Source organism: Bradyrhizobium sp. WU425 (assembly GCF_021052305.1).
Lineage (GTDB): Bacteria > Pseudomonadota > Alphaproteobacteria > Rhizobiales > Xanthobacteraceae > Bradyrhizobium > Bradyrhizobium canariense_D.
In genome coordinates this window covers 2,954,153-2,977,223 of record NZ_CP088089.1, presented here as the reverse complement: position 1 = coordinate 2,977,223, position 23,071 = coordinate 2,954,153, and the positions used below count along the sequence as shown (strand labels likewise).

Here is a 23,071-nt window from a genome sequence, read left to right as displayed (position 1 = left end):
TTCCGAAAAGATCATGCGCCCACGATAGTCCGCTGGACGCCGGCCCGCAAAACCGTCAGACCAATGTTGCAGGCGGAGAGCAGCTCTCTTATTTCCGCCTCAACTTTGCCGTTGAAGACGCGGGCCATGATCCCTTTCTTCCATCGCCGTTTCCTCGCCGGTGCCCTGCTGCTCGCCGGGCTCCTCACCGCCTTCCCGCCGGAGCGGACGGCCGCGCAGGACGCGGGCGCCATGCAGATCAGCTGGGAGGTGCGCAACCGCTTCCGGCTGTTCCGCGAGGAGCGCGACTTCCTGCTCCATGTCGAGAACGCGCGTAACCGCAGCATCCTCGCCGCCGAGCAATCGCTGGAGCTCCAGAGCGAGGGCCGCGGCTGGGCCCGCAACATGGTCAACCGGCTCTGCATCGACCTCCAGGGCCGGGTCAACCAGCCCTGCACCCGCGACAACACGAAGGAAAACTACCTCACCCCCATCGACCATCCCGTCACCGTGCGCCTCGCCGGCCCGGTGCCGGTCGGCGCCACCTGCGCCTGGTCGTTCGACGACGGCGACGGGCCGCAGCAATCCACCTTCGACTGCGCCGAGCCGATCAATCTGCGGGTCCGCTACGGCAAGCAGACGGTCGCGAGCGTCGATGTCTCCTCCGGCTCCGATCCGACCCAGCGGGTCCAGACCGAGATCCAGGTCCGCGACATCTTCGTCGCTGGCCTCGGAGACAGCATCGCCTCGGGCGAAGGCAATCCGGACCGGCCGCTGGCGCTGTCGGACGAAGGTTTTTGCTTCCGCTCCTATCTCGGCACCGCCGGCGCGCAGTTTTACCGGCCGAGCCGAGCCGGCTTCAAAGGCGGCCGCGCCTGCGAAGCGCCGGATACGCTTGCCAACTGGCAGCGCTACAGCGCCCTCTGGTTCAACTCGCCTTGCCACCGATCGCTCTACAGCTACCAGGCCCGCACCGCGCTGGCGCTTGCGGTACGCTACACCCACGTCGCGGTGACCTTTCTGCCGCTCGCCTGCACCGGCGCCAGCATCAGCGACGGGCTGCTCGGCTCGCAACGCGCCCGCGAATGCCCGCCCGGCAAGACCGGCGTCTGCAACATCAGCGTGAACGCGCAGGTCGCCGAGCTGCGCGAGGCGCTGACCGCCGCCAGGAAACGCCAGCCCGAGCGCACGCTCGACCTCGTGCTGCTCTCGGTCGGCGCGAACGACGTCTATTTCTCCGGCCTCGTCGCCGACGTGATCGTCGAGACCGCAACCGAGCGCGCGATATTCCGCCGCTCCGGCGTGATGGCGAGCGTCGATGATTCCCGCGATGCGCTGGCGCGCGAACTGCCGCAGAATTTCGTCAAGCTGCGCGAGGCGCTGAAGCCGCTGGTCGGCGGCGACCTCTCGCATGTGGTCTACGTCTCCTACGCCAACCCGGCGCTCGCCGATGGCGGCGTGCCCTGCCGCGGCGGCCGCGCCGGCTTCGACATCCATCCGTCCTTCAACGCCGATCCGCAGCGCCTGGCCCGCGTCTCGACTTTCGTCGACACTGAATTCCTGCCGCAACTCAAGGGGCTCGCCACCTGCACCCGTGGCGCGCTGTGCCGCGATCCCGAGGCCGACCGCATGACGTTCGTGGATTCGCATCAGGCGGCGTTCGCCGATCACGGCTTCTGCGCGCATTCGGGCAACGATCCCGAATTCGACCGCACCTGCTTTGCCGAGAACGGCCAGAGCTTCAATCCTGATATCGTGAGTGCGGCGAGCCAGCCGATGCTGTGCGGCCGCGGCGCCTCCGAATTCCGCGCCTATTTGCCGCGCGCGCGGTGGATCCGCGACGCCAACGACAGCTATTTCGCCGCGATGACCTATCCGCAAGGCTTGCCGGCGGCGAGCCAGCCGACCGACATTCATGACGCGACCTGGGGCGTGCTCTCCGCCGTCTATGGCGGCGCCGTGCATCCGAGCGCCGAAGGCCACGCCGCGATGGCGGACGCGGCACTGCCGGCGGCAAGCGCCGTGCTGGGTCTGGATGCGGCACCGCCGGGCGTGACACGCGGGCTGCTCGCGCCGCTGCTGCCGGCCGCGCGGCAGTAGACGCGCGCAGCCTCTACCCGCACACTGTCATCGCCCGCAGGCGGGCGATCCAGTACTCCGTGACAGACGTGATTGAATCGAGACGTCGCGGCGTACTGGATTCCCCGCCTTCGCGGGGAATGACAACGGCGCGCGTGGTGCGATCGGGTTCGCCGTCACCTCGATCGTTCCTCCCACCTGCCGTTCCATCAATCCAAAAGCAGCATCGATCGATACTGCCTTGAACTTGGACACTTTGCCGCGCGCACCTCTAGGAGTCGCAGTGGGGAAACGTTTCGAGTTCTAAGGAGGCGCGTCATGAGCGCAGTGATGTCCGCAGCGGATGTGAGAAGGTCTCGCGTCAGGCTGTTCATCGTGACCATGTTGTTCCTGGTCACGACCGTCAATTATGCCGACCGCGCCACGTTGTCGATCGCGGGACCCGCGCTCTCCAAGGAGCTGCACCTCGATCCCGTCGCGATGGGCTACATCTTCTCGGCGTTCAGATGGTCCTATGTGATCGCGCAGGTGCCGGGCGGTTGGCTGCTCGACCGCTACGGCTCCCGGCTTGTCTATGCCTTCAGCATCATCGTCTGGTCGCTGTTCACGACGATGCAGGGCTGGGTCGGCTTCTTCAGCGCCGGCACCGCGATCACCGTGCTGTTCGGCCTGCGCTTCCTTGTCGGCATCGCCGAAGCGCCCTCGTTCCCCGCCAATGCTCGCATCGTCGCGGCCTGGTTTCCGAGCAACGAGCGAGGGACCGCGTCCGCGTTCTTTAATTCCGGGCAGTATTTCGCAACAGTGATCTTCGCGCCGCTGATGGGCTGGATCGCGCACGACTACGGCTGGCGCTATGTGTTCTTCGTGATGGGCGCGCTCGGAATCGTCATGGGCCTGGTCTGGATCAAGACCGTCTACGGGCCGAAAGAGCACCCCGGCGTCAACGAGGCTGAATTCGATTACATCAAGGCAGGTGGTGCGCTGGTCGACCTCGACGCTCCCAAGGAAGAGCGCGCGCCCGAGCCCGGCTCCGGATGGGACCATATCCACCAGCTGCTTTCCAACCGCATGATGCTCGGCGTCTATCTCGGCCAGTACTGCATCAACACGCTGACCTATTTTTTCCTGACCTGGTTCCCGGTCTACCTCGTCAAGGAGCGCGGCCTCTCGATCCTGCAAGCCGGCTTCGTCGCGACACTGCCGGCGCTGTGCGGCTTCATCGGCGGCGTGCTCGGCGGCGTCATCTCCGACGCGATCCTGCGCAAGACCGGCTCGTTGACGATGGCGCGCAAGATCCCGATCGTCGGCGGCATGCTGCTGTCGATGTCAATCATCGCCTGCAACTATGTCGACGGCCAGGCGCTGGTGGTCGGCTTCATGGCGCTCGCCTTCTTCGGCAAGGGCATCGGCGCGCTCGGCTGGGCTGTCGTCTCCGACACCTCGCCGAAGGAAGCCGGCGGCGTCTCGGGCGGCCTGTTCAACACCTTCGGAAATCTCTCCTCGATCAGCACTCCGATCGTGATCGGCTACATCCTGGCCGCGACCGGCTCCTTCAACGGTGCGCTGATATTCGTCGGCGCCAATGCGCTGGTGGCCGCATTCGCCTATCTCGTGGTTGTCGGCAAGATCGAGCGCGTGGTGCTCAAACGTTCCTCCTGAGGGCTCCCCATGGAGCTTGACCAGGCAACTTAACGGCGGCTTCACGGCCGCCGTCTTTGTTTTGGGAGTAATCGATGCTAGAAGCGCCGGGGAAACGCCTTATCCATCTAAGGCATGTATCGATGTTCGACCTCAACCAGCTCCGCTGTTTCGTCACGGTAGCGGAGGAATTGCATTTCGGCCGCGCCGCCGCACGGCTGAACATGACCCAGCCGCCGCTGTCCCGGCAGATCCAGGTGCTCGAGCACATCATCGATGCGCCGCTGCTGGAGCGTACCAGCCGCTCGGTGCGCCTGACGCCTGCCGGGCGCAGCTTCCTGCCGGAAGCGCGGCGCATCCTGAAGCTTGCGGAAAGCGCCTCGCAGGTCGCCCGCCGTATCGCGCTCGGCAAGTCCGGCTCGCTGAAGATCGGCTTCACCGCGGCCGCCGCCTACGGCTTCCTCCCCGAACTCGTCGCCGCCTGCCGCGCCAAGCTGCCCGAGGTGGACTTCTCGCTGAAGGAGATGGTGTCGGGCGACCAGTTCGAGGCGTTGACCTCGGGCCAGATCGATGCCGGCCTGCTCAGGCCCCCGATCGCGCGCCCCGAAATCGCCAGCCGCCGCGTCGTCGCCGAGCCCCTGCTCGCCGCGATCCCGAAAAAGCATCCGCTGGCGAATGCCGAGACCATCACGATCAAGGATTTCGACAACCAGCCCTTCGTGATGTATTCGCCCTATGAGAGCCGCTACTTCCACGACGTGCTGGTGGCGCTATTCACCCGCGCCGACATCCTGCCGCGCTATGTCCAGCACCTGAGCCAGATCCACTCCATCCTCGCCATGGTGCGCGCCGGCCTCGGCCTCGCCATCGTGCCGGCGGCGGCCGCGAGCCTGAAGATCGCGGACGTCCGCCTGCGGCCGCTGAAGCTGCGCACCCGCGTCCCGGTCGAGTTGTTCATGGTCTGGCGCCGCGACGACGAGAATCCGCTGCTCTCGGCGCTCGTCAAGATCGCGAGCGAATTGTCCTCGGCGGAGGTGATGGAAGATTGATGCTGATTTCGCATTGGTCGATATAGGCTTTGGCTTGGACCCGCATCGAACGGTCTCCTAAACCACGGCGCATGGACGCGCAGCCTTTGCGTCCTCCACAACACGAGACCAGGGAGCAGCGCCCATGAGCAAGATGACCCCGCAGGAAATGGCCCAGAAGATCGGATCCGGCCTCCTCTCCTTCCCCGTCACGCCGTTCAAGGCGGACTACTCCTTCGACGAGACGACCTACCGCGCCAACATGGACTGGCTCTGCGGCTATGACGTCGCAGGCCTGTTCGCCGCAGGCGGCACCGGCGAGTTCTTCTCGCTGACGGCGGCCGAGGTTCCGCAGGTCGTCAAGATCGCCGTGGATGAGACCAAGGGCCGCGTGCCCGTGCTCGCCGGCACCGGCTACGGCACCGCCACCGCGCGCGAGATCGCGATCGGCGCGGAGAAGGCGGGCGCCGACGGCTTGTTGCTGCTGCCGCCCTATCTCACCCATGCCGAGCAGGACGGCCTTGCTGCCCATGTGGAAGCGATCTGCGCCTCCGTGAAGATCGGCGTCATCGTCTACAACCGCGACAACGCCATCCTCCAGCCCGATACGCTCGCCCGCCTCGCCGAACGCTGCCCGAACCTCGTCGGCTACAAGGACGGCATCGGCGACATCGAGCTGATGACCCGCGTCTACACCAAGCTCGGCGACCGCCTGACCTATATCGGCGGCCTGCCGACGGCTGAGACCTTCGCGCTGCCCTATCTCGACATGGGCGTGACCACCTACTCTTCGGCCGTATTCAACTTCGTTCCGGAATTCGCCACCAACTTCTACGCCGCCGTGCGCAAGCGCGACCACGCGACGATCCACGCCGGCCTGAAGGATTTCATCCTGCCGCTGATCGCGATCCGCAACCGCAAGAAGGGCTATGCGGTCTCGATCATCAAGGCCGGCATGAAGGTGATCGGCCGCGATTCCGGCCCCGTCCGCCCGCCGCTGACCGATCTCACCGAGCAGGAGATCGCGGAGGTCACGGCGCTGGTGAAGAATCTGCCCGCCATCCGATCGTCACAACAGGCTGCAGAATAACAAACGACACAGGGAGGAGCCTGCGATGGCCAACACCGAGATCACTGGCGCACCGGTCGTCACCGCGATGCAGGTGATCCCGGTCGCAGGCCGTGACAGCATGCTCCTCAATTTGAGCGGCGCGCATGCGCCGTTCTTCACCCGCAACATCGTCATCCTCACCGACAATGCCGGTCACACCGGCGTCGGCGAGGTGCCTGGCGGGCAGAAGATCTGGCAGACACTGCAGGAAGCCCGTGATCTCGTGATCGGCAAGACCGTCGGCGCGATGAACAACATCCTCGCCGATATCAGGACCGCCTTCGCCGATCGCGATGCCGGCGGCCGCGGCAAGCAGACTTTTGATCTCCGCGTCATGATCCACGCCGTCACGGCCGTGGAGTCCGCGCTGCTCGATTTGCTCGGCCAGCATCTCAACCTGCCGGTCGCAGCCCTGCTCGGCGAGGGCCAGCAGCGCACCAGCGTCGAGACGCTGGGCTATCTCTTCTTCGTCGGCGACGGCCGCAAATCCAAGCTCGACTATGTCGGCGGCGAGACCGGCAAGGCGGAATGGTTCAACCTCCGGCATCAGGAGGGGATGACGCCGGAGACCGTGGTGCGGCTCGCGGAAGCCACCCACGACCATTACGGCTTCGCCGATTTCAAGCTCAAGGGCGGCGTGCTGCGCGGCGAGCAGGAGATCGAGGCCGTCACCGCGATCGCCAAGCGCTTTCCGAATGCGCGCGTGACTCTGGATCCGAACGGCGCATGGTCGCTCGACGAGGCCATCAGCCTCTGCAAGGACATGCACGGCATCCTCGCCTATGCCGAGGACCCCTGCGGCGCCGAAGGCGGCTTCTCCGGCCGTGAGATCATGGCCGAGTTCCGCCGCGCAACGGGCCTGCCCACCGCGACCAACATGATCGCGACCGATTGGCGGCAATTGTCCCATGCGCTGCGCCTCGGCGCGGTGGACATTCCGCTGGCCGATCCCCATTTCTGGACCATGCAAGGCTCGGTGCGCGTGGCCCAGACCTGCCGCGACAACGGCCTGACCTGGGGTTCGCACTCCAACAACCATTTCGACATCTCACTCGCCATGTTCACCCATGTCGGCGCCGCCGCCCCCGGCAAGGTCACCGCGATCGACACACACTGGATCTGGCAGGACGGTCAGGCCCTGACGAAGGAGCCGCTCCAGATCAAGGCCGGCAAGATCGCGGTGCCGGATAGGCCGGGCCTGGGTATCGAAATCGACAGGGCCGCCATCGACGCCGCGCATGACCTCTACAAGCAGCATGGACTCGGCGCCCGCGATGACGCTATTGCCATGCAGGACCTGATCCCCGGCTGGACCTTCGACGACAAGCGTCCTTGCCTGGTTCGTTAAAAACTCTGGAGGAAGCTATGACTGCGATCCTGAAGAACTTCATCGGCGGCGAATGGGTCGATGGCTCCGCCGTCACCAAGAACATCAACCCCTCCAACACCAACGACGTCGTCGGCGAATACGCCAAGGCCGACAAGGCCCAGACCGAGAAGGCGATCGCAGCCGCCAAGGCCGCCTTCCCCGCTTGGGCGCAGTCGACACCGCAGGCGCGTTATGACGCGCTGAACAAGATCTCTCTCGAAATCATCGCCCGTAAGGAAGAGCTCGGCCGCCTGCTCGCCCGCGAGGAAGGCAAGACGCTGCCGGAAGGAATTGGCGAGGTCGCGCGCGCCGGCCAGATCTTCGCATTCTTCGCCGGCGAGGCGCTGCGCATGATCGGCGAGAAGGGCGCTTCCGTCCGTCCCGGCATCGACGTCGAGCTCACCCGTGAGCCGATGGGCGTCGTCGGCATGATCACGCCCTGGAATTTCCCGATCGCGATCCCGGCCTGGAAGATCGCGCCGGCGCTCTGCTACGGCAACACCGTGGTGTTCAAACCTGCCGAACTGGTGCCGGGCTCGGCGCATGCGCTGTCCGAGATCATCACCCGCTCCGGCATCCCGGCCGGCGTGTTCAACCTCGTTGTCGGCTCGGGCTCCGTGGTCGGCCAGACCCTGATCGAGCATCCCGACGTCGCCGCGATCACTTTCACCGGCTCGGTGCAGACCGGCCGCAAAATCGCGCAGGCCTGCGTGACCTCGAGCAACATGAAGAAATTCCAGCTCGAGATGGGCGGCAAGAACCCGCTGGTCGTGCTCGACGACGCCGATCTCAAGACCGCCGTCGAAGTCGCCGTCAACGGCGCCTATTTCTCCACCGGCCAGCGCTGCACGGCGTCCTCGCGCCTGATCGTCACCGAAGGTATTCACGACCGTTTCGTTGCGGCGGTGACCGAGCGCCTGAAGGGCCTCACGGTGGACGACGCGCTCAAGGCCGGCGTGCATATCGGCCCGGTGGTCGACCAGAGCCAGCTCGACCAGGACCTGCGCTACATCAAGATCGGCCAGGACGAGGGTGCCAAGCTCGCCTGGGGCGGCGAGTTGCTCAAGCGCGAAACGCCCGGCCACTACCTCCAGCCGGCGCTGTTCACCGAGGCCAACAACAACATGCGCATTTCGCGCGAGGAGGTCTTCGGCCCGGTCGCCGCCGTCATTCGCGCCAAGAACTACGAGGAGGCGCTCGCGATCTCCAACGACACCGAGTTCGGCCTCGCCTCCGGCATCTGCACCAGCAGCCTGAAATACGCCTCGCACTACAAGCGCAACAGCGAGTCCGGCATGGTGATGGTCAATCTGCCGACGGCCGGCGTCGACTATCACGTGCCGTTCGGTGGCCGGAAGGGTTCGAGCTACGGCGCCCGCGAACAGGGCTCCTACGCCCGCGAGTTCTACACGACGGTGAAGACCGCCTATACCTATCCCGGCTAACCACGGGCAAGATATCGTAGGGTGGGCAAAGCGAAGCGCGCCCACCGCTTACGTTCGGCACGAAGCATGGTGGGCACGGCGCTTTGCGCCTTTGCCCACCCTACGACTTGAGTTTCCGAGGTAAAGCAGATGGACCAGTCAGTCGCAGCGAAAGAGCAGCCTCGCTACATCAAGCTCAACGAGCGCGACAACGTCGCGATCGTTGTCAATGATTTCGGGCTTCCCGCCGGCTCCCGCTTCGCGAGCGGGCTGACGCTGCGCGCCTTCGTGCCGCAGGGACACAAGACGGCGCTGGTCGACATCCCGCAGGACGCCCCGATCATCCGCTATGGCGAGGTAATCGGCCATGCGCTCGCGCCGATCCTGGCCGGCGAATGGGTGGACGAAGCGCGCATCCGTATGCCGGAGGCCCCTGCCCTCGACAAGCTGGAAATCTCCACCGCCGTTCCCGCGCCGCTGCCGCCGCTCGAAGGTTTCACGTTCGAAGGCTTTCGCAATTCCGACGGCTCGGTCGGCACCAAGAACATCCTCGGCATCTCCTCCTCGGTGCAATGCGTCAAGGGCACGATGGAATATGCGGTGAAGCGCATCCGCGCCGAGCTGCTGCCGAAATATCCGAATGTCGACGACGTCGTGCCGCTGACGCATGCCTATGGCTGTGGCGTCGCCATCAACGCGCCTGATGCCGTGATTCCGATCCGCACGCTGCAAAACATCGCACAGAACCCGAATTTCGGCGGCGAGATCCTGGTCATCAGCCTCGGCTGCGAGAAGCTTGCGCCCGAGCGTCTGGTGCCGGAAGGCGTCAGCAATGCCATCGTGCGCATGCAGGACGAAGCCTTCGACGGCTTTGGCGCCATCGTCGAGGCAATCATGACCCAGGCAGAGGCCCGCCTCAAGACCCTCAACAAGCGCACCCGCGAGACCTGCCCGGCCGCCGATCTCGTCATCGGCCTGCAATGCGGTGGCAGCGACGCGTTCTCCGGCGTCACCGCGAACCTTGCGGTCGGCTTCGCCGCCGACCTGCTGGTGCGCGCCGGCGCCACCGTGATGTTCTCGGAAGTCACCGAAGTGCGCGACGCGATCCAGTTGCTCACGCGGCGCGCCATCAACGAGGACGTCGGCCGCGCGCTGGTCCGCGAGATGGCCTGGTACGATTCCTATCTGGCCCGTGGCGGCGCGGACCGCAGCGCCAATACCACGCCCGGCAACAAGAAGGGCGGCCTCGCCAACATCGTCGAGAAGTCGCTCGGCTCGATCGTCAAGTCCGGATCAAGCGCGATCACCGGCGTCCTCTCGCCCGGCGAGAAGGCGACGCAGAAGGGCATGCTGTTTGCGGCAACGCCGGCGTCCGACTTCATCTGCGGCACGCTCCAGCTCGCCTCCGGCATGACGCTGCAGGTGTTCACAACGGGCCGCGGCACGCCTTACGGCCTTGCGGCTGCGCCCGTGATCAAGGTCGCGACTCGAAGCGAGCTGGCGCGACGCTGGAAGGACCTGATCGATTTCGATGCCGGCGGGATCGCCACCGGCGAGAAGACCATCGAGGAGACCGGCTGGGACATGTTCCGCCTGATCCTCGACGTCGCCAGCGGCCGCACCAAGCCCTGGTCGGATCGTTGGGGCATCCACAACGATTTGACGCTGTTCAATCCGGCGCCAGTGACCTGAGCGCCGCGCGCGGACGCTGCCTCGCCGCGTGGATGCATTGGTGCCGTTTCGGGACGTGGGGCACCGACGCGTCACCGCGCGACCACTCCCGCGAAACCGTCCGGAAACATTGGCGCGGAAAACTTCCTTCGCGCTTCGTCGCTCGACATCACGCAATCAAATAGATCAGCGACCGCGATCTAATGGTCGCATACGAGCGAACCTGTTGCGGCATCGCCGCGACCTAACCTCCGATTGCCACTTCTCACGGAGATTTTCCAATGCGCGTTCTTTCGATGATTGCCGTTGCCGCAGCGATGATTGCCAACTCGTCAGGCGCGTTCGCCGGCGAGCTTCCCTCTTACGAAGTGACGTCGTTTCCAATCTCGGCGACGCAAGTCCAGGTGCTCGGCGGCGCGGGCGTCGAGGAGCAGTCGACTGCGCCCGCGATGATCGTCGCCGGCATGCCCGCCTCGCCCGCGCAGATGTCGGTGCTGTCGCCACGCGTGAAGCGGCTTGCGAACGTCAGCGCGAACAACGAGGCGCGCTAAGCCTCGACGCCATTCCGGGTTCGACGCTGCGCGGCGCCCGGGATGACGTTTCACTCTAGGTCATGCTGCCCGGCATGAAGCAGCGCACCCGCGGATGGCCGTCGATATAGTGCTTCCACACCATGGTGCGGCCGATCTTGTTCGGCTCGGTGATGACGGCGCCGTCGGGCACGATCACCCATTCGCCGTCGAGATGCACCCGATAACGGCCCTTGTCGGATTCCCAGTCCACGTCGGCGACCATATAGCCATCGGCATCCGAGCAGCATTGGCCGTATTCGCTGTGCAGGCTCTCGAACCAGGGTTTTAATGGCGAGTTGGCGTAGCGCCCGTCGTCGCGCGCCATCATCGGGACCGTCAGCAGCACCGTCAGGACCAGCAGCATGGCGGCACACGATATTGCACGTCTCATGTCGTCTCCGCGGGTCGAGATCATCGCCGCGGGGCGATAGCTGCCGTCCGCCTTCCGCGACTCGGCGAAGGCGTCAAGGACGGCGACTCATCCCCCAACAGCTTTGCGGATAGCTATGCAAATCCGGCGCCACCGCGCATTCCGGGGAACTACTGGCGCGCGTCCGGCACGCATTGGTCATTCGACGGGTATGACCGCTGCTCGCGCGCCAAGTTCTCCGCTGTCTCGGCCGGCCGCATGCGCGATTGCGCACGGGGTCCACGGACACCGCGCAAGAACACCGAGAGGCTGCGGCGTACTGGAGTCCCGCCTTCGCGGGCAATGACGGCGGTGTGTGGAGCTACGGAAGTTCAGGCGGCACAGCGCGTGACGTAGACCCTACTGCTTCGGCACCGGCGCCATCATCGCGCCGCCCTTCTTCGCCGCGGGCACGGGCACGGGCTTGGTCGCGGCGGTTGCTTGCGCCGGGAGATATTTGGCGACGATGGCGGGATCGACCTGCGCGATGTTGGCGTCGGGAAGACGCGTCCAGGTCTCGTCCTTGCCGAACAGGGAGATGCCGAGGAAACCGCGCATCGTCAGCGTCTGCCCATCCGGGCTGACAGTCATCTTGGCCTTCCAGATGTTGCCGTCGCGAGGATTGACCACGTTGCCGCCGTCATACTTCAGGCCGTCGCGCTTCATGTCGCGGATGAAGGAGAGCCCAAGCACCGGCGCGTTCTTGCGATCGTCCGTGCATTTCGCGCAGACCTCGTTCGGGTCGTCGCCGGGCCGCGGGAAGGTTTTTGCGATGACGCCTTCGAACACACCGTTGTGGTCGATGAAGAGAAACCATCCCACCGTCTTGCCGTCTTCGACCTTCTGCCAGAGGCCTGCGGCGGTCGGCTGCTGCACTTGCGCCACAACCGGGCTCACCGCACCGAGCGTCATCGCGAGCGCGAGGAGCGAGAACAGCCGAAAGCTGGAAAAGAGAGTCCGCATTATCATCACCTTGCTGAGCCAATCGCCTTGCTAAGCCGCCAACTGCAATGGCCGCAGACTACGGCGATTTCGCGAACTGTTCCAGCACCAGAAACATGGGGCATCGCCCGCCGCCATCAGTTGACGCCGAGCTTCTTTTGCAGGCTGGAGGACGACGTCGTGTACTGGAACACGAGCCGCTTCTCCGGATAGACGTAGCGATGGGCTTTTTGCGACATCAGCGCGCCCTCGTGGAAGCCGCACAGGATCAGCTTGATCTTGCCGGGATAGGTGTTGATGTCGCCGATCGCGAAGATGCCTGGCACGTTGGTCTCGAACGCGGATGTCTCGACCGGCACCAGATTGTTCTCCAGCGCGATGCCCCAGTTCGCGACCGGACCGAGTTTCATGGTCAGCCCGAAGAACGGCAGCATGGTGTCGCAGGTGATTTCGTTCACGCTGTTGTCGTTGCCCTTCACGGTGGCGCCGCTCAGCTTGCCCTCGTTGCCTGACAGCGCGGTGACCTGGCCGAGCCGCAGATCCATCTTGCCGGCAGCGACCAGCGCGCGCATCTGCTCGACGCTGTGGGGGGCGGCGCGAAAATCGTCGCGACGGTGCAAGAGCGTGATGCGCTTGGCGATCGGATGCAGATTGAGCGTCCAATCGAGCGCGGAATCGCCGCCGCCCACGATCAGCACGTTCTTGTCGCGGAACGTCTCCATCTTGCGCACGGCGTAGTGCACCGAGCTTCCTTCATAGGCTTCGATCCCCGGCACCGGTGGACGCTTGGGCTGGAACGAGCCGCCGCCGGCAGCGATCACCAGCACCTTGCATTCGAACACCTTGCCGGCGTCCGTGGTGCAGCGGAACAGCGGATCGCCGATTTTCTCGACGGTCTCGATCATCTCGCCGAGATGGAAGGTCGGATGGAACGGCTTGATCTGCTCCATCAGCGCGTCGGTGAGGCCCTGCCCCGAAACCTGCGGAATGCCGGGAATGTCGTAGATCGGCTTTTCCGGATAGAGTTCTGCGCACTGGCCGCCGACCTTGTCGAGGATGTCGACGAAATGCGTCTTCATGTCGAGAAGGCCCAGCTCGAAGGCGGCGAACAGACCGCAGGGGCCGGCACCAATAATCAGCACATCGGTTTTGATCGCGTCGCTCATGTCGTCTCTTTATCGGTCGTCGGTGGGACGGCGCCCTTCGGGCCGAGGTGACCCTGCCTGTCTAGCCAACGGGGATGGATCAGGGAAGGCATAAAAGCGGGAGCGCCCCGCGGCCGCGCCCACTTGCCGGGTCAGGATAACTGGGCTGTAACCAGCAACGATATGACGGAGATCAATCGGTGAACGCACCAAGTCGCCTCGATACGACGCCGCGCCTGGAGGACTACCCTTTTCGGCTCAGCGACAATGTCCGCTTCGGCGATCTCGACCCTAACCAGCACGTCAACAACGCGGTCTACGCCACCTATTTCGAGACCGGCCGTGTCACGCTGATGAAGCTCCCGGAATACGGCCTGACGCCGCCCGGACTTGCCTGGATCATGGTGCGGCTCGACATCCATTTTCGCGCGGAGCTGCATTGGCCGAACACGATCGAGCTCGGTCTCGGCGTCGTGAAGCTGGGACGAACGTCGGTAACGTTCGAGCAGGTGGTGTTTTCGGAAGGGAAGTGCATTGCATCGGCGACATCGGTCGCCGTGATGATCGACGAAGCGTCGCGCCGGCCGACGCCACTGATCGCGGAAGTGCTTGAGAAGCTCAGCCCCTGGCACAAGCGCGGCATCCAGGTCGCGCCGCCGAGCACATGATAGCTAAGAGAGTTAGGCCTGCCGTTCCGGCGTCGCCACCACCAGACCGTCGAGCTCGTCGGAGACCTTGATCTGGCAGGACAGGCGCGAGTTCGGGCGCACGTCGAAGCCGAAGTCGAGCATGTCCTCTTCCATCGGCGTCGGGCTGCCGACCTTCTCGCGCCACGCTTCGTCGACATAGACATGGCAGGTGGCGCAGGCGCAGGCGCCGCCGCATTCGGCCTCGATGCCGGGAATGCTGTTGCGGATGGCGGCTTCCATCACAGTCGCGCCGTTCTCGACGTCCACCGTACGGGTTTCGCCCTTGTGATCGACAAAGTGGATTTTGGCCATGTGTGCTCGTGCTGCCGCGATCTAGGGAATGAAGGAGGGTCCGGGCTGTCCTATAACGGGTCGGTCAGCCCGGCGCCATAGCGTTTTGATGAAGTCGCGAATACCGCTTCGCGGGAAGAAGACCCGTCAAAACAAAAGACTAGGCTACAGGTCTGGTGTTATCGCCTAAGGGTTGAGGATCGCCTCGATGGCGGCGCGCGCCTCGGTCACCGCCTCTTTCAGCGCGGCGAAGGCGTGAGGCCGGCCCTGCCCGGTCTGGATCGCGGTCTCCAGGCTGGCTGCGGCGTCCGCCACCGCAAAGGCGCCGATCCCGCGCGCCGATCCCTTGAGCTTGTGGGCGAGCGCGCCGGCCTCGGCCGGGAGCGCTGCCATCGCCGCGATCAGGCGCACCGCCTGCTCGGCAAACATCGCCAGCACTTCCTGTTTCAGCTCGGAATCGCCGAGCGTCATGCGGGAGAGATGATCGAGGTCGAGCGGGCTGTCGATGGGTGCAAGCGGGGGCGAGGGCATCCAGTCCATCCGTTGCAGTTCAGGTATCATGGCGCAGGCCCCGGCATCGCGCGATGTCCGCCGGTCCGGCGGTCAAGTTCCCTCCACCCAAGCACGGAAATGGTTAACGAAATGTTCCGCCCGTTTTGCGCAAATCTGCCCGTTTATTGACGAAAAGTTGCCGCAATCCGGCGAGTTCCGTGGAGAATTCCATTTATTGCTAAGGCCTTACGGCACGATCCTGTTAACGATGATTAAGAATGTCTTAATCGCGGGCATTTCATTCGCGACGCTCTGCCAATAGGATGTTGGAGAAATTGGCGGACAAGCCGTCCGGGTGGGGATGGCTCGGAGATCCGCGCAAGCGGCATGATCCGGACTGTGGGCTTGCGTAGCGCGCAGAGCTCGCGGGGGGACGCGTACAAGTAACGAGGGCTCGGACTGAACATGGCAAACACTCCGAAAAAGGTCAAAGACCCCACAGAAGATGCGCTTTCTGCAATCCAGGAAGCCCTGAACATCAGCGACACGGCCGCGGACACCAGCCGCAACGCCTCGATGCGCAGCGAAACGTCGCCCCCGGTCGCGCCACCAGCTCCCCCGATGTTCGACGAACCGAGCTTCGACGCGCGCCCTGCCGCGAACGAACGCGCGGTGTTCGACCAGATCGAGGAGCCGCGCTCCTCGCGCCGCGCCGCCAATGACGACCGTGCGACCATCGGCCAGCTCTTGCAGACGTTGCAGACGAGTCGCCCGACCCGCAACATCTACACGGGCGCGACAATCTTCACCGTCATCTGGCTCGCCGCCTGCGCCGCACTGACGGTCGGCTTCTTGCCTTCGATCCAGGCGGCGATGGGCCAGAGCGGCGGCGTCTTGGCCATTGCCGGCCTCGTCACGATGTTCTTCGCGCCGATCATGCTGTTCTTCTTCCTGGCGAGCCTCGTCTGGCGCGGCCAGCAAATGAGCTCGGTCGCGCAGGCTATGGCCCAGGTTGCGATCCGCTTCTCCGAGCCGGAAGGCTCGGCTTCGGATTCCATGGTGACCGTCGGCCAGGCCATCCGCCGCGAGGTTGCGGCGATGGGCGACGGCATCGAGCGCGCCATCGCGCGCGCCGGCGAGCTCGAGACGTTGGTCGCCAACGAGGTCGCGGCGCTCGAACGCGCCTATTCCGACAACGAAGTGCGCATCCGCGCCCTGCTTCAGGACATCGCGCATCAGCGCGACAATCTGGTCGGCCAGGCCGAGCAGGTCCGCAGCGCCATCTCCGGCGTGCAGATCGATTTGCGCCATGACATCGCGCTGATCTCGGACGCGATTGCCTCGCGCGTCGACGAGGTCGCCAAGTCCATCACCGGCGCGCTCGAAGAGCGCGGCGCCCACATCACCGGTGCGCTCAGCAACGCCGGCGACAACATGATCCTCGCGCTCGGCGAGCGCGGCGGCGACCTGCTCGACCGCCTCGAGGAGGCCAGCAACGAGACCACGCGCGCCGTGCTCGACGCCAGCGAGCGGCTGACCACCAGCCTCAATTTCAAGACCGGCCACGTTCACGACGAGTTCGTCGATCTCGCCGACCGCGTCCACGAAATGCTCAACGAGCGCATCGACCGCATCACCGGCGAGTTCGAGCAGCGCTCCGCCGCGATCGTCGACGGCATCTCCGAGCGCACCGAGCAGGTGCACGACAGCCTGAAGAATTCTTCGGACTCGCTGCTGCTCGAGCTCGAGCTGCGCTCCAACGACCTCTCCGCCAAGATCGACGACGCCGGCAACCGCCTCGCCGGCCAGATCATGACCTCCGGCGACAAGGCGAGCGAAGCACTCGACGCCACCGTCAACACGCTGGTCGCCAAGGTCGTCAGCCAGACCGAGACCGCGCACGACTCGCTGTCGCTCCAGATGAGCGCCTTCGACGAGCTGGTGAAGAACCAGGGCACCGAGCTGGTCGAGAAGTTCGCCCGCGACTCCGGCACGCTGGGCGCGCTGATCACCCGCCACATCTCCGAGTTCGACCGCACCGTGAAGACCTTCGGCGGCGAGATCGTCGATCGGATGGGCCAGCGCACGCAGGACATCCATGAATCGCTGAAGACCTATGTCGATAATTTCGACACTCGCTTCACCGCCAATGGCGGCGCGATCACCGCCGTGCTCGACCAGCGCCTGGTGCAGTTCGAGACCACGATCGGCGAACGTGTCAGCAACCTCGATGCCTCGCTGAACGGCAAGATCTCGAGCCTCGACTCCACGATCGACGGTCACATCAAGACCTTCGACGAGCAGCTCGTCGGCCGCGTCGCCGCGCTCGAACAGTCGTTCGATACCCGTGCGAAGTCGGTTACCGAGACCATCGACGGACGGCTCAACACCCTCGCCTCGTCGCTGACCGACGGCGCCGCGCAGGCGATCCAGTCGATCGACTCCCGCCTCACCCACCTCACGACGTCGCTGACCGACGGCGCGTCTCAGGCTGTCGAGACCATCGACAACCGCCTCAACCACCTCGCGACCTCGCTGACCGATGGCGCGTCGCAGACCATCCAGACGATCGACACGCGCCTCACGCATCTGACGACCACCCTCACCGGCGGCGCGTCGCAGGCGCTCGAATCCATCGACACGCGCCTCACCTACCTGACCAGCGCGGTGACGAACGGCGCCTCGCAGGCCGTGCAGTCGATCGATTCCCGCCTCACCCTGCTGACCTCGACACTCACGGACGGCACCGCGCAGGCGATCGAGGCGGTCGATCGACGCATCACCGGCGTCGCCGAGATCATCGATGGCCGCAGCATGCACCTGACCGACACGGTCACGGCGCGCTTCCAGGACATCCAGCAGGCCATCGAGACCAAGGTCGGTGCGGTCGCCAGCGACATCGACGTGCGCGTGGCGCAGTTCGAGGACCTGCTCGGCTCGCGCGTCGAGGCCGTCGCCGGCCGCATCGAGAGCAGCGGACGCCAGGCCAGCGACGACATGATGTCCCGCGCCGAGATGATCTCGACCGCGATTCGCTCGCATGTCGAGGACGCCGAGCGCTCGCTCACCAACCTCGTGGTCAACACCAGCGAGACCATCCAGACCGGTGCGCGCACCGCGCAGCAGTCGCTGATGACGGTCTCCTCCGACGTCAACGCCCAGCTCAAGATGACCTCCGCCGAGGTCGAGCGTGCGCTGACCGCCGTCGGCACCGGTGCCGCGAACTCGATCCTGACCAGCGCCCGCGAAGCCCAGTCGACCCTGGTCGCCGCGTCGGGCGATGCCTCCAACCAGATCAAGGGGCTCGCGGCCGACGTCGAACGCACGCTGTCGTCGGCAGGCTCGGCGACCGCCGCCTCGATCCTGGCCGGTGCCCGCGAGGTGCAGACCACGCTCGTGACGGCGTCCTCGGATGCGGCCAACCACGTCAAGTCTCTCACCGCCGACGTCGAACGCACGCTGTCGTCGGCAGGCTCGGCGACCGCCGCCTCGATCCTGGCCGGTGCCCGCGAGGTACAGACCACGCTCGTCACGGCGTCCTCGGACGCCGCCAACCACGTCAAGACCCTCACCGCCGACGTGCAGCGCTCGCTGTCGATGGCCGGCACCACCACGGCGGAATCGATCACCGCCGGCGCCCGCGATGCGCAGAGCGCGCTGATCGCGGCCTCGAGCGAGACCGCCAACCAGATCAAGGCGCTGTCCTCGGACGTGCAGCGCTCGCTCTCGATGGCGGGCACCGCGACGGCAGAGACCATCATGACCGGCGCCCGCGAAGCCCAGAGCACGCTCGTCAACGCGTCCTCGGATGCGGCGAGCCAGGTCAAGTCTCTCGCCGCCGAAGTGCATCGCTCGCTCTCGCAGGTCGGCCAGTCGACCGCCGAGACGATCACGACCAGCGCCCGCGATGCCCAGAGCACCCTGCTGGCGGTCTCCGCCGAACAGACCGGCCAGGTTCGTTCGCTGGCGGCCGAGATGCAGCGCGCGCTGGCGACCGCCGGCGGCGCCACCATCGAGGCGCTCACCAGCGGCGTACGCGAGGCCCAGGGCACGCTGATCTCTGCCTCGACGGACGCTGCGAGCCAGATCAAGTCGCTGACCACGGACATCGAGCGCACGCTGACCTCGGTCGGCGCCGACACCGCCTCGACCATCCTCAACAGCGCGCGTGAGGCGCAGACCTCGCTGACCTCGACCTCGGCGGATGCCGCAAGCCAGATCCGCACGATCTCGAGCGAGATCGAGCGTACGCTGAGCACCGCCACCGCGAACGCGACCAACGACATCCAGACCAGCGCGCTCAACGCCCAGAACGCGTTGATCAACGCCTCCAACGAGGCGAGCTCGCGGGTCAAGTCGAGTTCGGCCGACGTCGAGCGGTCGGTGCTCGCCGCCAGCAGCAGCTTCGGCCAGGCCATGACCGGCAAGACCGACGAGATCGTCACCTACGTGCAGCAGCAGTCCGACCGTCTCGCCAACATGATCGACGCCAAGCGCGGCTCGCTCGTGGACGCGATCGGCTCGAAGACCAGCCAGCTCACGCTCGACATCGACCGCGTCACGTCCGACGCGCTGAAGTCGATCGAGACGCGCGGCCATGCGTTCTCGCAGACCATGATGGGCAACGGCTCCGAGGTGGCGCGGACCATCAACTCGGCGAGCGAGATGGCGACCGGTGCCGTCAACAAGTCGCTCAAGGACCTCGAGCAGGCCTCGCGCGCGGCGATCGACCAGTCGCGCCAGGTCTCGATCGCGGCCGTCACCGAGATGCAGGAGACCAGCAAGATCCTGCGCACCGACACGGTCGCCCTGTTCGAGCGCCTGCGCGAAGGCAACATCCTGCTCCAGGAGGTGCTGACCGGTGCGCACGACAACCTCAACTCGCTCGAGCGGGCGCTGGTGACGCGCGTCGCCGACTTCGTCTCGGCGATGAACGACGTCACCTCGCGCAACGGCGCTGCGACGCAGAACCTGGAAGACCAGCTCAACGTCTTCAACAGCAAGACCACGCGGGCGCTCCAGGATCTCGGCGAGCTGTCGACCCAGTTCGACGCGCACGGCAAGGCACTGGTCGAGGCCGCGCAGGTGGTGGAACAGAGCAACAAGAACACCACCGCCTCGCTCGCCGAACGCAAGGAGGCGCTGGAATCGCTCGTCACCACGATTGACCTGCGCACGGCCGATCTCGACCAGCGCCTGTCGCGCTTCACCGGCCTGCTCGATGAATCGCTGGCGGCTGCCGAAGAGCGTGCCCGCGACATCGCCCGCGTCGTCGCGGAGACCGCCGGCGCCGGTTCCGCCGCGATCACCCGCCAGTTCGAGGCGGTGCGGTCGGCCTCCGAAGAGGAGCACCGGCAGACCGTCGAGGCCATGCACGACATCTACCGCCAGACCACCGACGAGGCGGATGCGATGTTCAAGCAGTCGACCGAGAAGTTCACCAATCTCGTCTCCAGCATGAAGCAGATGGCCTTCGAGATGCACAACGAGCTCGAAGCCACCCGAAACGAGCTGCGCCGCGGCGTGCTCGAGATGCCCCAGGAGGCCGCCGAGAGCACTGCGCAGATGCGCAAGGTGATCGTCGACCAGATCGAGGCCCTCGCCGAGCTCAACCGCATCGTGGCCCAGCACGGCCGCGGCCTCGACGTCTCCACGACGGGCCGCGCCAGCGTGCAACGCCAGGAAGAGCCGATGCTGGCGGCCGTCGGCGCGCGCAGCACCGAGACGCGCATGCGCGAGAGCGCCAGCGCCTCGACGCTGCCGCCGCCGGACCTCGGCATGCCGGCCTCCTCGCGCCGCACCGAAGCCCCGCCGGTGGCGCCGGCCGGCAATGACCAGGGCCGTGACGGCTGGCTGTCCGACCTGCTGAGCCGCACGGACGCCAACCAGGGCGCGCCCAGCGGACGTGAGCCCCAGCGCGGCCGCCAGGCTGCACCGGCTCCGCAGCCGCAGGCTCCGCAAGGTGGCGGCAATCCGCTGGAATCCTTGTCGCTCGACATCGGCCGGCTGATGGACCGCAACCTCGCCTCCGAGATGTGGGACCGCTACCAGCGCGGCGAGAACAAGGCCTTCACCAAGCGCCTCTACACGCCCGCCGGCCAGAAGGCCTTTGACGAGGTCGCCCGCAAGTATCGCTCCGACCGCAACTTCAAGGCCACGGTCGACCGCTATGTCGCCGAGTTCGAACGCCTGCTCGACGAAGTCGCCCGCGACGGACGCGGCCCGCAGGAGCTGCGCAACCACCTGACCTCGGAGACGGGCCTGGTGTACACGCTACTCGCGCACGCAGCGGGCCGGCTGGGATAAGCGGTTCGCAGCGATAGCGAAGAGCGAATGAAAAACGGAGCCCCCGCGGGCTCCGTTTTGTTTTGGGTGTCATTAGGACCGAAGCGATCGACCAAACACTCGATGTCGTCCTGGCCTAGTGCGCAATTGCGCACGGGAGCCAGGACCATTACCCCAGGGAGGAGTTTGGCGAAGATCAGTCGTTCGGTACTCCCATCGATCGCAATCGATGGACCTCGCGGTATGGGTCCTGGCTTTCGCCAGGACGACATCGGGGACCCTTACTGCCGCCTCGGCGTCGCCGCAGGCTTCGGCGGCTCGGGCGGCGGTGGCGGCGCGGCTGGCGGCGCGTTGTTGCTGGCGCCGAACAGGACGCGGGTCGGGTTGCGGTCGAAATTGTTGACGGCGCGGCTGATGTCGCCGAGCGTGCGGCGGCCGTCGGTCATCAATGCGCCGGAGCGCTTGTCGAAATCGTCGGCCAGTTCGCGGATCGACTTCACCGCCTGGAACAGCTCGCCGCCGTCCTTGCCGCCGGCGAGCGTGTTGAGGCCGAGCATGAGGCTATCGGCCTTGAGCATCACGCCGTCGACCTTGGCCATCACGCCGTCGATCTTCTCGGAGTTGCGGGCGAGCGAGTTGGTGAAGGTCTCGAGGTTCTTCAGCGAGTTCTTCACCGACTCCTGATTGTCGGCGACGATCTTGTTGATGTTCTGGAGCGTCCCGCGGATCGCCTCGGTGACGTCCTGGAGCTTGTTGGGATCGGCCGTCAGCGTCGGAATGCCGTCCTCGTCGAGCGGCGGCGCAGGCGCTGCCTCCTCGCCGCCCTTGAGCGAGATCGCGGCAACGCCGGTCAGGCCCTGGAATTCGAGGCCGACCAGGGTGTCCTTGCGGATCGGGGCGTTGTTCTCGACCATGGCGAGTGCGACAACCCGCCGCGGGTTGTCGAGCTTCACCGAGACCACCTCGCCCACCCGGATACCGTTGAAATTGACGCTGCCGCCGTTGCGCAGGCCCGCGGCCGGGCCCTCGAACACGACGCGCAGGGGGCTGCGCTGCTTGGTGGTGTGCAGCGACTGAAACCACAGCACGAAGCCGATCGCGGCGGCGATCACCGCCAGCGTGAACGACCCAATTAGCACGTAATTTGCGCGCGTTTCCATCAGCTACTCCGGCACCTCAGCCCATCACCGCGCGAGCGCGCTTGCCATGGAAATATTGCCTCAGCCAGGGATGCTGCGAGGCCTGCATGTCGGCGATCGACCCTGCCGCAATGATCTTACCGTTGCCTAAAACGGCGATGCGGTCACATGCTGTGTAAAGGCTATCGAGGTCGTGGGTTACCATGAAAACGGTCAGCCCCAAAGTACGCTGCAGAGTTCTGACCAGTTCGTCGAAGTCGCCGGCGCCGATCGGGTCCAGGCCCGAGGTCGGCTCGTCCAGGAAGACGAGATCCGGGTCGAGCGACAGCGCGCGCGCCAGCGCCACGCGCTTGATCATGCCGCCCGACAGTTCCGAGGGAAAGCGATCGGCGACCTCAGGCTTCAGACCCACCATGGTGAGCTTGGCGATCGTGATCTCGTCCATCAGCCGCTGCGACACCCGCAGATATTCGCGCATCGGAAACTGGATGTTTTGCCGCACCGTGAGCGAGGAGAACAGCGCGCCCTGCTGAAACAGCACGCCCCAGCGACGCTCCACGTTGCGACGCTGCGACGTATTGGAGGCATCCAGGTCGACGCCGAACACCTCGATGCTTCCTGCGACCTTAGGCACGAGGCCGATGATCGTGCGTGTGAGCACGGACTTGCCCGCGCCGGAAGGGCCGACGAAGCCCAAAATCTCGCCGCGCCTGACGTCGAGGTCGAGCCCGTCGAGCACGCGCGTCGCGCCGAACTGCACGGTGATGTCTCGGACGCGAATGATCGGGTTCTGAATTTCGGGAGCCAT

At 65.6% G+C, this 23,071-nt stretch carries 18 protein-coding genes; 11 read left to right on the top strand and 7 right to left on the bottom strand.

Annotated features, from left to right (window positions below; all coding sequences use genetic code 11):
- Nucleotides 1-126: 126 nt before the first annotated feature.
- The 8 genes from BcanWU425_RS14090 (at nucleotide 127) to BcanWU425_RS14055 (ending at nucleotide 10,850) form a co-directional block, all read left to right on the top strand.
- Entirely contained in the window at nucleotides 127-2,079 is a 1,953-nt protein-coding gene (locus BcanWU425_RS14090) for a hypothetical protein (RefSeq protein ID WP_204511756.1), read from the top strand.
- Nucleotides 2,080-2,376: 297 nt separating this feature from the next.
- On the top strand, nucleotides 2,377-3,717 hold the full coding sequence (locus BcanWU425_RS14085) for an MFS transporter (protein ID WP_204511757.1): 1,341 nt from the start codon (nucleotides 2,377-2,379) through the stop codon (nucleotides 3,715-3,717).
- Between the two features lie 122 nt (nucleotides 3,718-3,839).
- Nucleotides 3,840-4,745 (top strand): LysR substrate-binding domain-containing protein, encoded by a 906-nt coding sequence (locus BcanWU425_RS14080; protein ID WP_027518955.1) that lies wholly within the window; start codon nucleotides 3,840-3,842, stop codon nucleotides 4,743-4,745.
- Nucleotides 4,746-4,869: 124 nt separating this feature from the next.
- Nucleotides 4,870-5,814 (top strand): 5-dehydro-4-deoxyglucarate dehydratase, encoded by a 945-nt coding sequence (gene kdgD / locus BcanWU425_RS14075; RefSeq protein ID WP_027518956.1) that lies wholly within the window; start codon nucleotides 4,870-4,872, stop codon nucleotides 5,812-5,814.
- Nucleotides 5,815-5,839: 25 nt separating this feature from the next.
- Nucleotides 5,840-7,183: a glucarate dehydratase gene (gene gudD / locus BcanWU425_RS14070; RefSeq protein WP_204511758.1), complete on the top strand. Its 1,344-nt coding sequence runs from the start codon at nucleotides 5,840-5,842 to the stop codon at nucleotides 7,181-7,183.
- A 17-nt stretch (nucleotides 7,184-7,200) separates the two neighbouring features.
- Nucleotides 7,201-8,649, top strand: a complete 1,449-nt coding sequence (locus tag BcanWU425_RS14065) for an aldehyde dehydrogenase family protein (protein WP_085357952.1) — start codon at nucleotides 7,201-7,203, stop codon at nucleotides 8,647-8,649.
- A 129-nt stretch (nucleotides 8,650-8,778) separates the two neighbouring features.
- Nucleotides 8,779-10,320, top strand: a complete 1,542-nt coding sequence (gene garD / locus BcanWU425_RS14060; RefSeq protein WP_204511759.1) for a galactarate dehydratase — start codon at nucleotides 8,779-8,781, stop codon at nucleotides 10,318-10,320.
- Between the two features lie 260 nt (nucleotides 10,321-10,580).
- Nucleotides 10,581-10,850, top strand: a complete 270-nt coding sequence (locus BcanWU425_RS14055) for a hypothetical protein (protein ID WP_085394480.1) — start codon at nucleotides 10,581-10,583, stop codon at nucleotides 10,848-10,850.
- Nucleotides 10,851-10,905: 55 nt separating this feature from the next.
- Here the strand turns inward: BcanWU425_RS14055 and BcanWU425_RS14050 are convergent, their stop codons facing one another.
- The 3 genes from BcanWU425_RS14050 to BcanWU425_RS14040 all read right to left on the bottom strand — a co-directional run bounded on the left by BcanWU425_RS14050 (nucleotide 10,906) and on the right by BcanWU425_RS14040 (nucleotide 13,388).
- Nucleotides 10,906-11,262, bottom strand: coding sequence for a hypothetical protein (locus tag BcanWU425_RS14050; protein WP_204511760.1), 357 nt, complete (start codon nucleotides 11,260-11,262; stop codon nucleotides 10,906-10,908).
- A 378-nt stretch (nucleotides 11,263-11,640) separates the two neighbouring features.
- Complete coding sequence (locus BcanWU425_RS14045) at nucleotides 11,641-12,243, bottom strand: DUF2147 domain-containing protein (RefSeq protein ID WP_204511761.1); 603 nt, start codon at nucleotides 12,241-12,243, stop codon at nucleotides 11,641-11,643.
- 116 nt (nucleotides 12,244-12,359) lie between these two features.
- Entirely contained in the window at nucleotides 12,360-13,388 is a 1,029-nt protein-coding gene (locus tag BcanWU425_RS14040) for an NAD(P)/FAD-dependent oxidoreductase (protein ID WP_085357944.1), read from the bottom strand.
- A 179-nt stretch (nucleotides 13,389-13,567) separates the two neighbouring features.
- Between BcanWU425_RS14040 and BcanWU425_RS14035 the strand changes: the two genes are divergently transcribed.
- Nucleotides 13,568-14,035, top strand: a complete 468-nt coding sequence (locus BcanWU425_RS14035) for an acyl-CoA thioesterase (RefSeq protein ID WP_085357942.1) — start codon at nucleotides 13,568-13,570, stop codon at nucleotides 14,033-14,035.
- A gap of 12 nt (nucleotides 14,036-14,047) precedes the next feature.
- Here BcanWU425_RS14035 and BcanWU425_RS14030 read toward each other — a convergent pair whose 3' ends face one another.
- Nucleotides 14,048-14,368, bottom strand: coding sequence for a 2Fe-2S iron-sulfur cluster-binding protein (locus BcanWU425_RS14030; protein WP_045008721.1), 321 nt, complete (start codon nucleotides 14,366-14,368; stop codon nucleotides 14,048-14,050).
- Nucleotides 14,369-14,533: 165 nt separating this feature from the next.
- Nucleotides 14,534-14,878: an Hpt domain-containing protein gene (locus BcanWU425_RS14025; protein WP_085383991.1), complete on the bottom strand. Its 345-nt coding sequence runs from the start codon at nucleotides 14,876-14,878 to the stop codon at nucleotides 14,534-14,536.
- Between the two features lie 28 nt (nucleotides 14,879-14,906).
- Between BcanWU425_RS14025 and BcanWU425_RS14020 the strand changes: the two genes are divergently transcribed.
- Nucleotides 14,907-15,161 (top strand): hypothetical protein, encoded by a 255-nt coding sequence (locus tag BcanWU425_RS14020; protein ID WP_204511762.1) that lies wholly within the window; start codon nucleotides 14,907-14,909, stop codon nucleotides 15,159-15,161.
- Nucleotides 15,162-15,304: 143 nt separating this feature from the next.
- The gene (locus tag BcanWU425_RS14015) at nucleotides 15,305-21,145 is read left to right on the top strand and encodes an apolipoprotein A-IV repeat region-like domain-containing protein (RefSeq protein ID WP_204511763.1); all 5,841 of its coding nucleotides are present in this window, start codon (nucleotides 15,305-15,307) and stop codon (nucleotides 21,143-21,145) included.
- Nucleotides 21,146-21,405: 260 nt separating this feature from the next.
- Here BcanWU425_RS14015 and BcanWU425_RS14010 read toward each other — a convergent pair whose 3' ends face one another.
- Together BcanWU425_RS14010 and BcanWU425_RS14005 are read right to left on the bottom strand one after the other, a co-directional pair.
- Nucleotides 21,406-22,284, bottom strand: a complete 879-nt coding sequence (locus BcanWU425_RS14010; protein ID WP_204511764.1) for an MlaD family protein — start codon at nucleotides 22,282-22,284, stop codon at nucleotides 21,406-21,408.
- Nucleotides 22,285-22,300: 16 nt separating this feature from the next.
- Nucleotides 22,301-23,071, bottom strand: a complete 771-nt coding sequence (locus BcanWU425_RS14005; protein WP_027518968.1) for an ABC transporter ATP-binding protein — start codon at nucleotides 23,069-23,071, stop codon at nucleotides 22,301-22,303.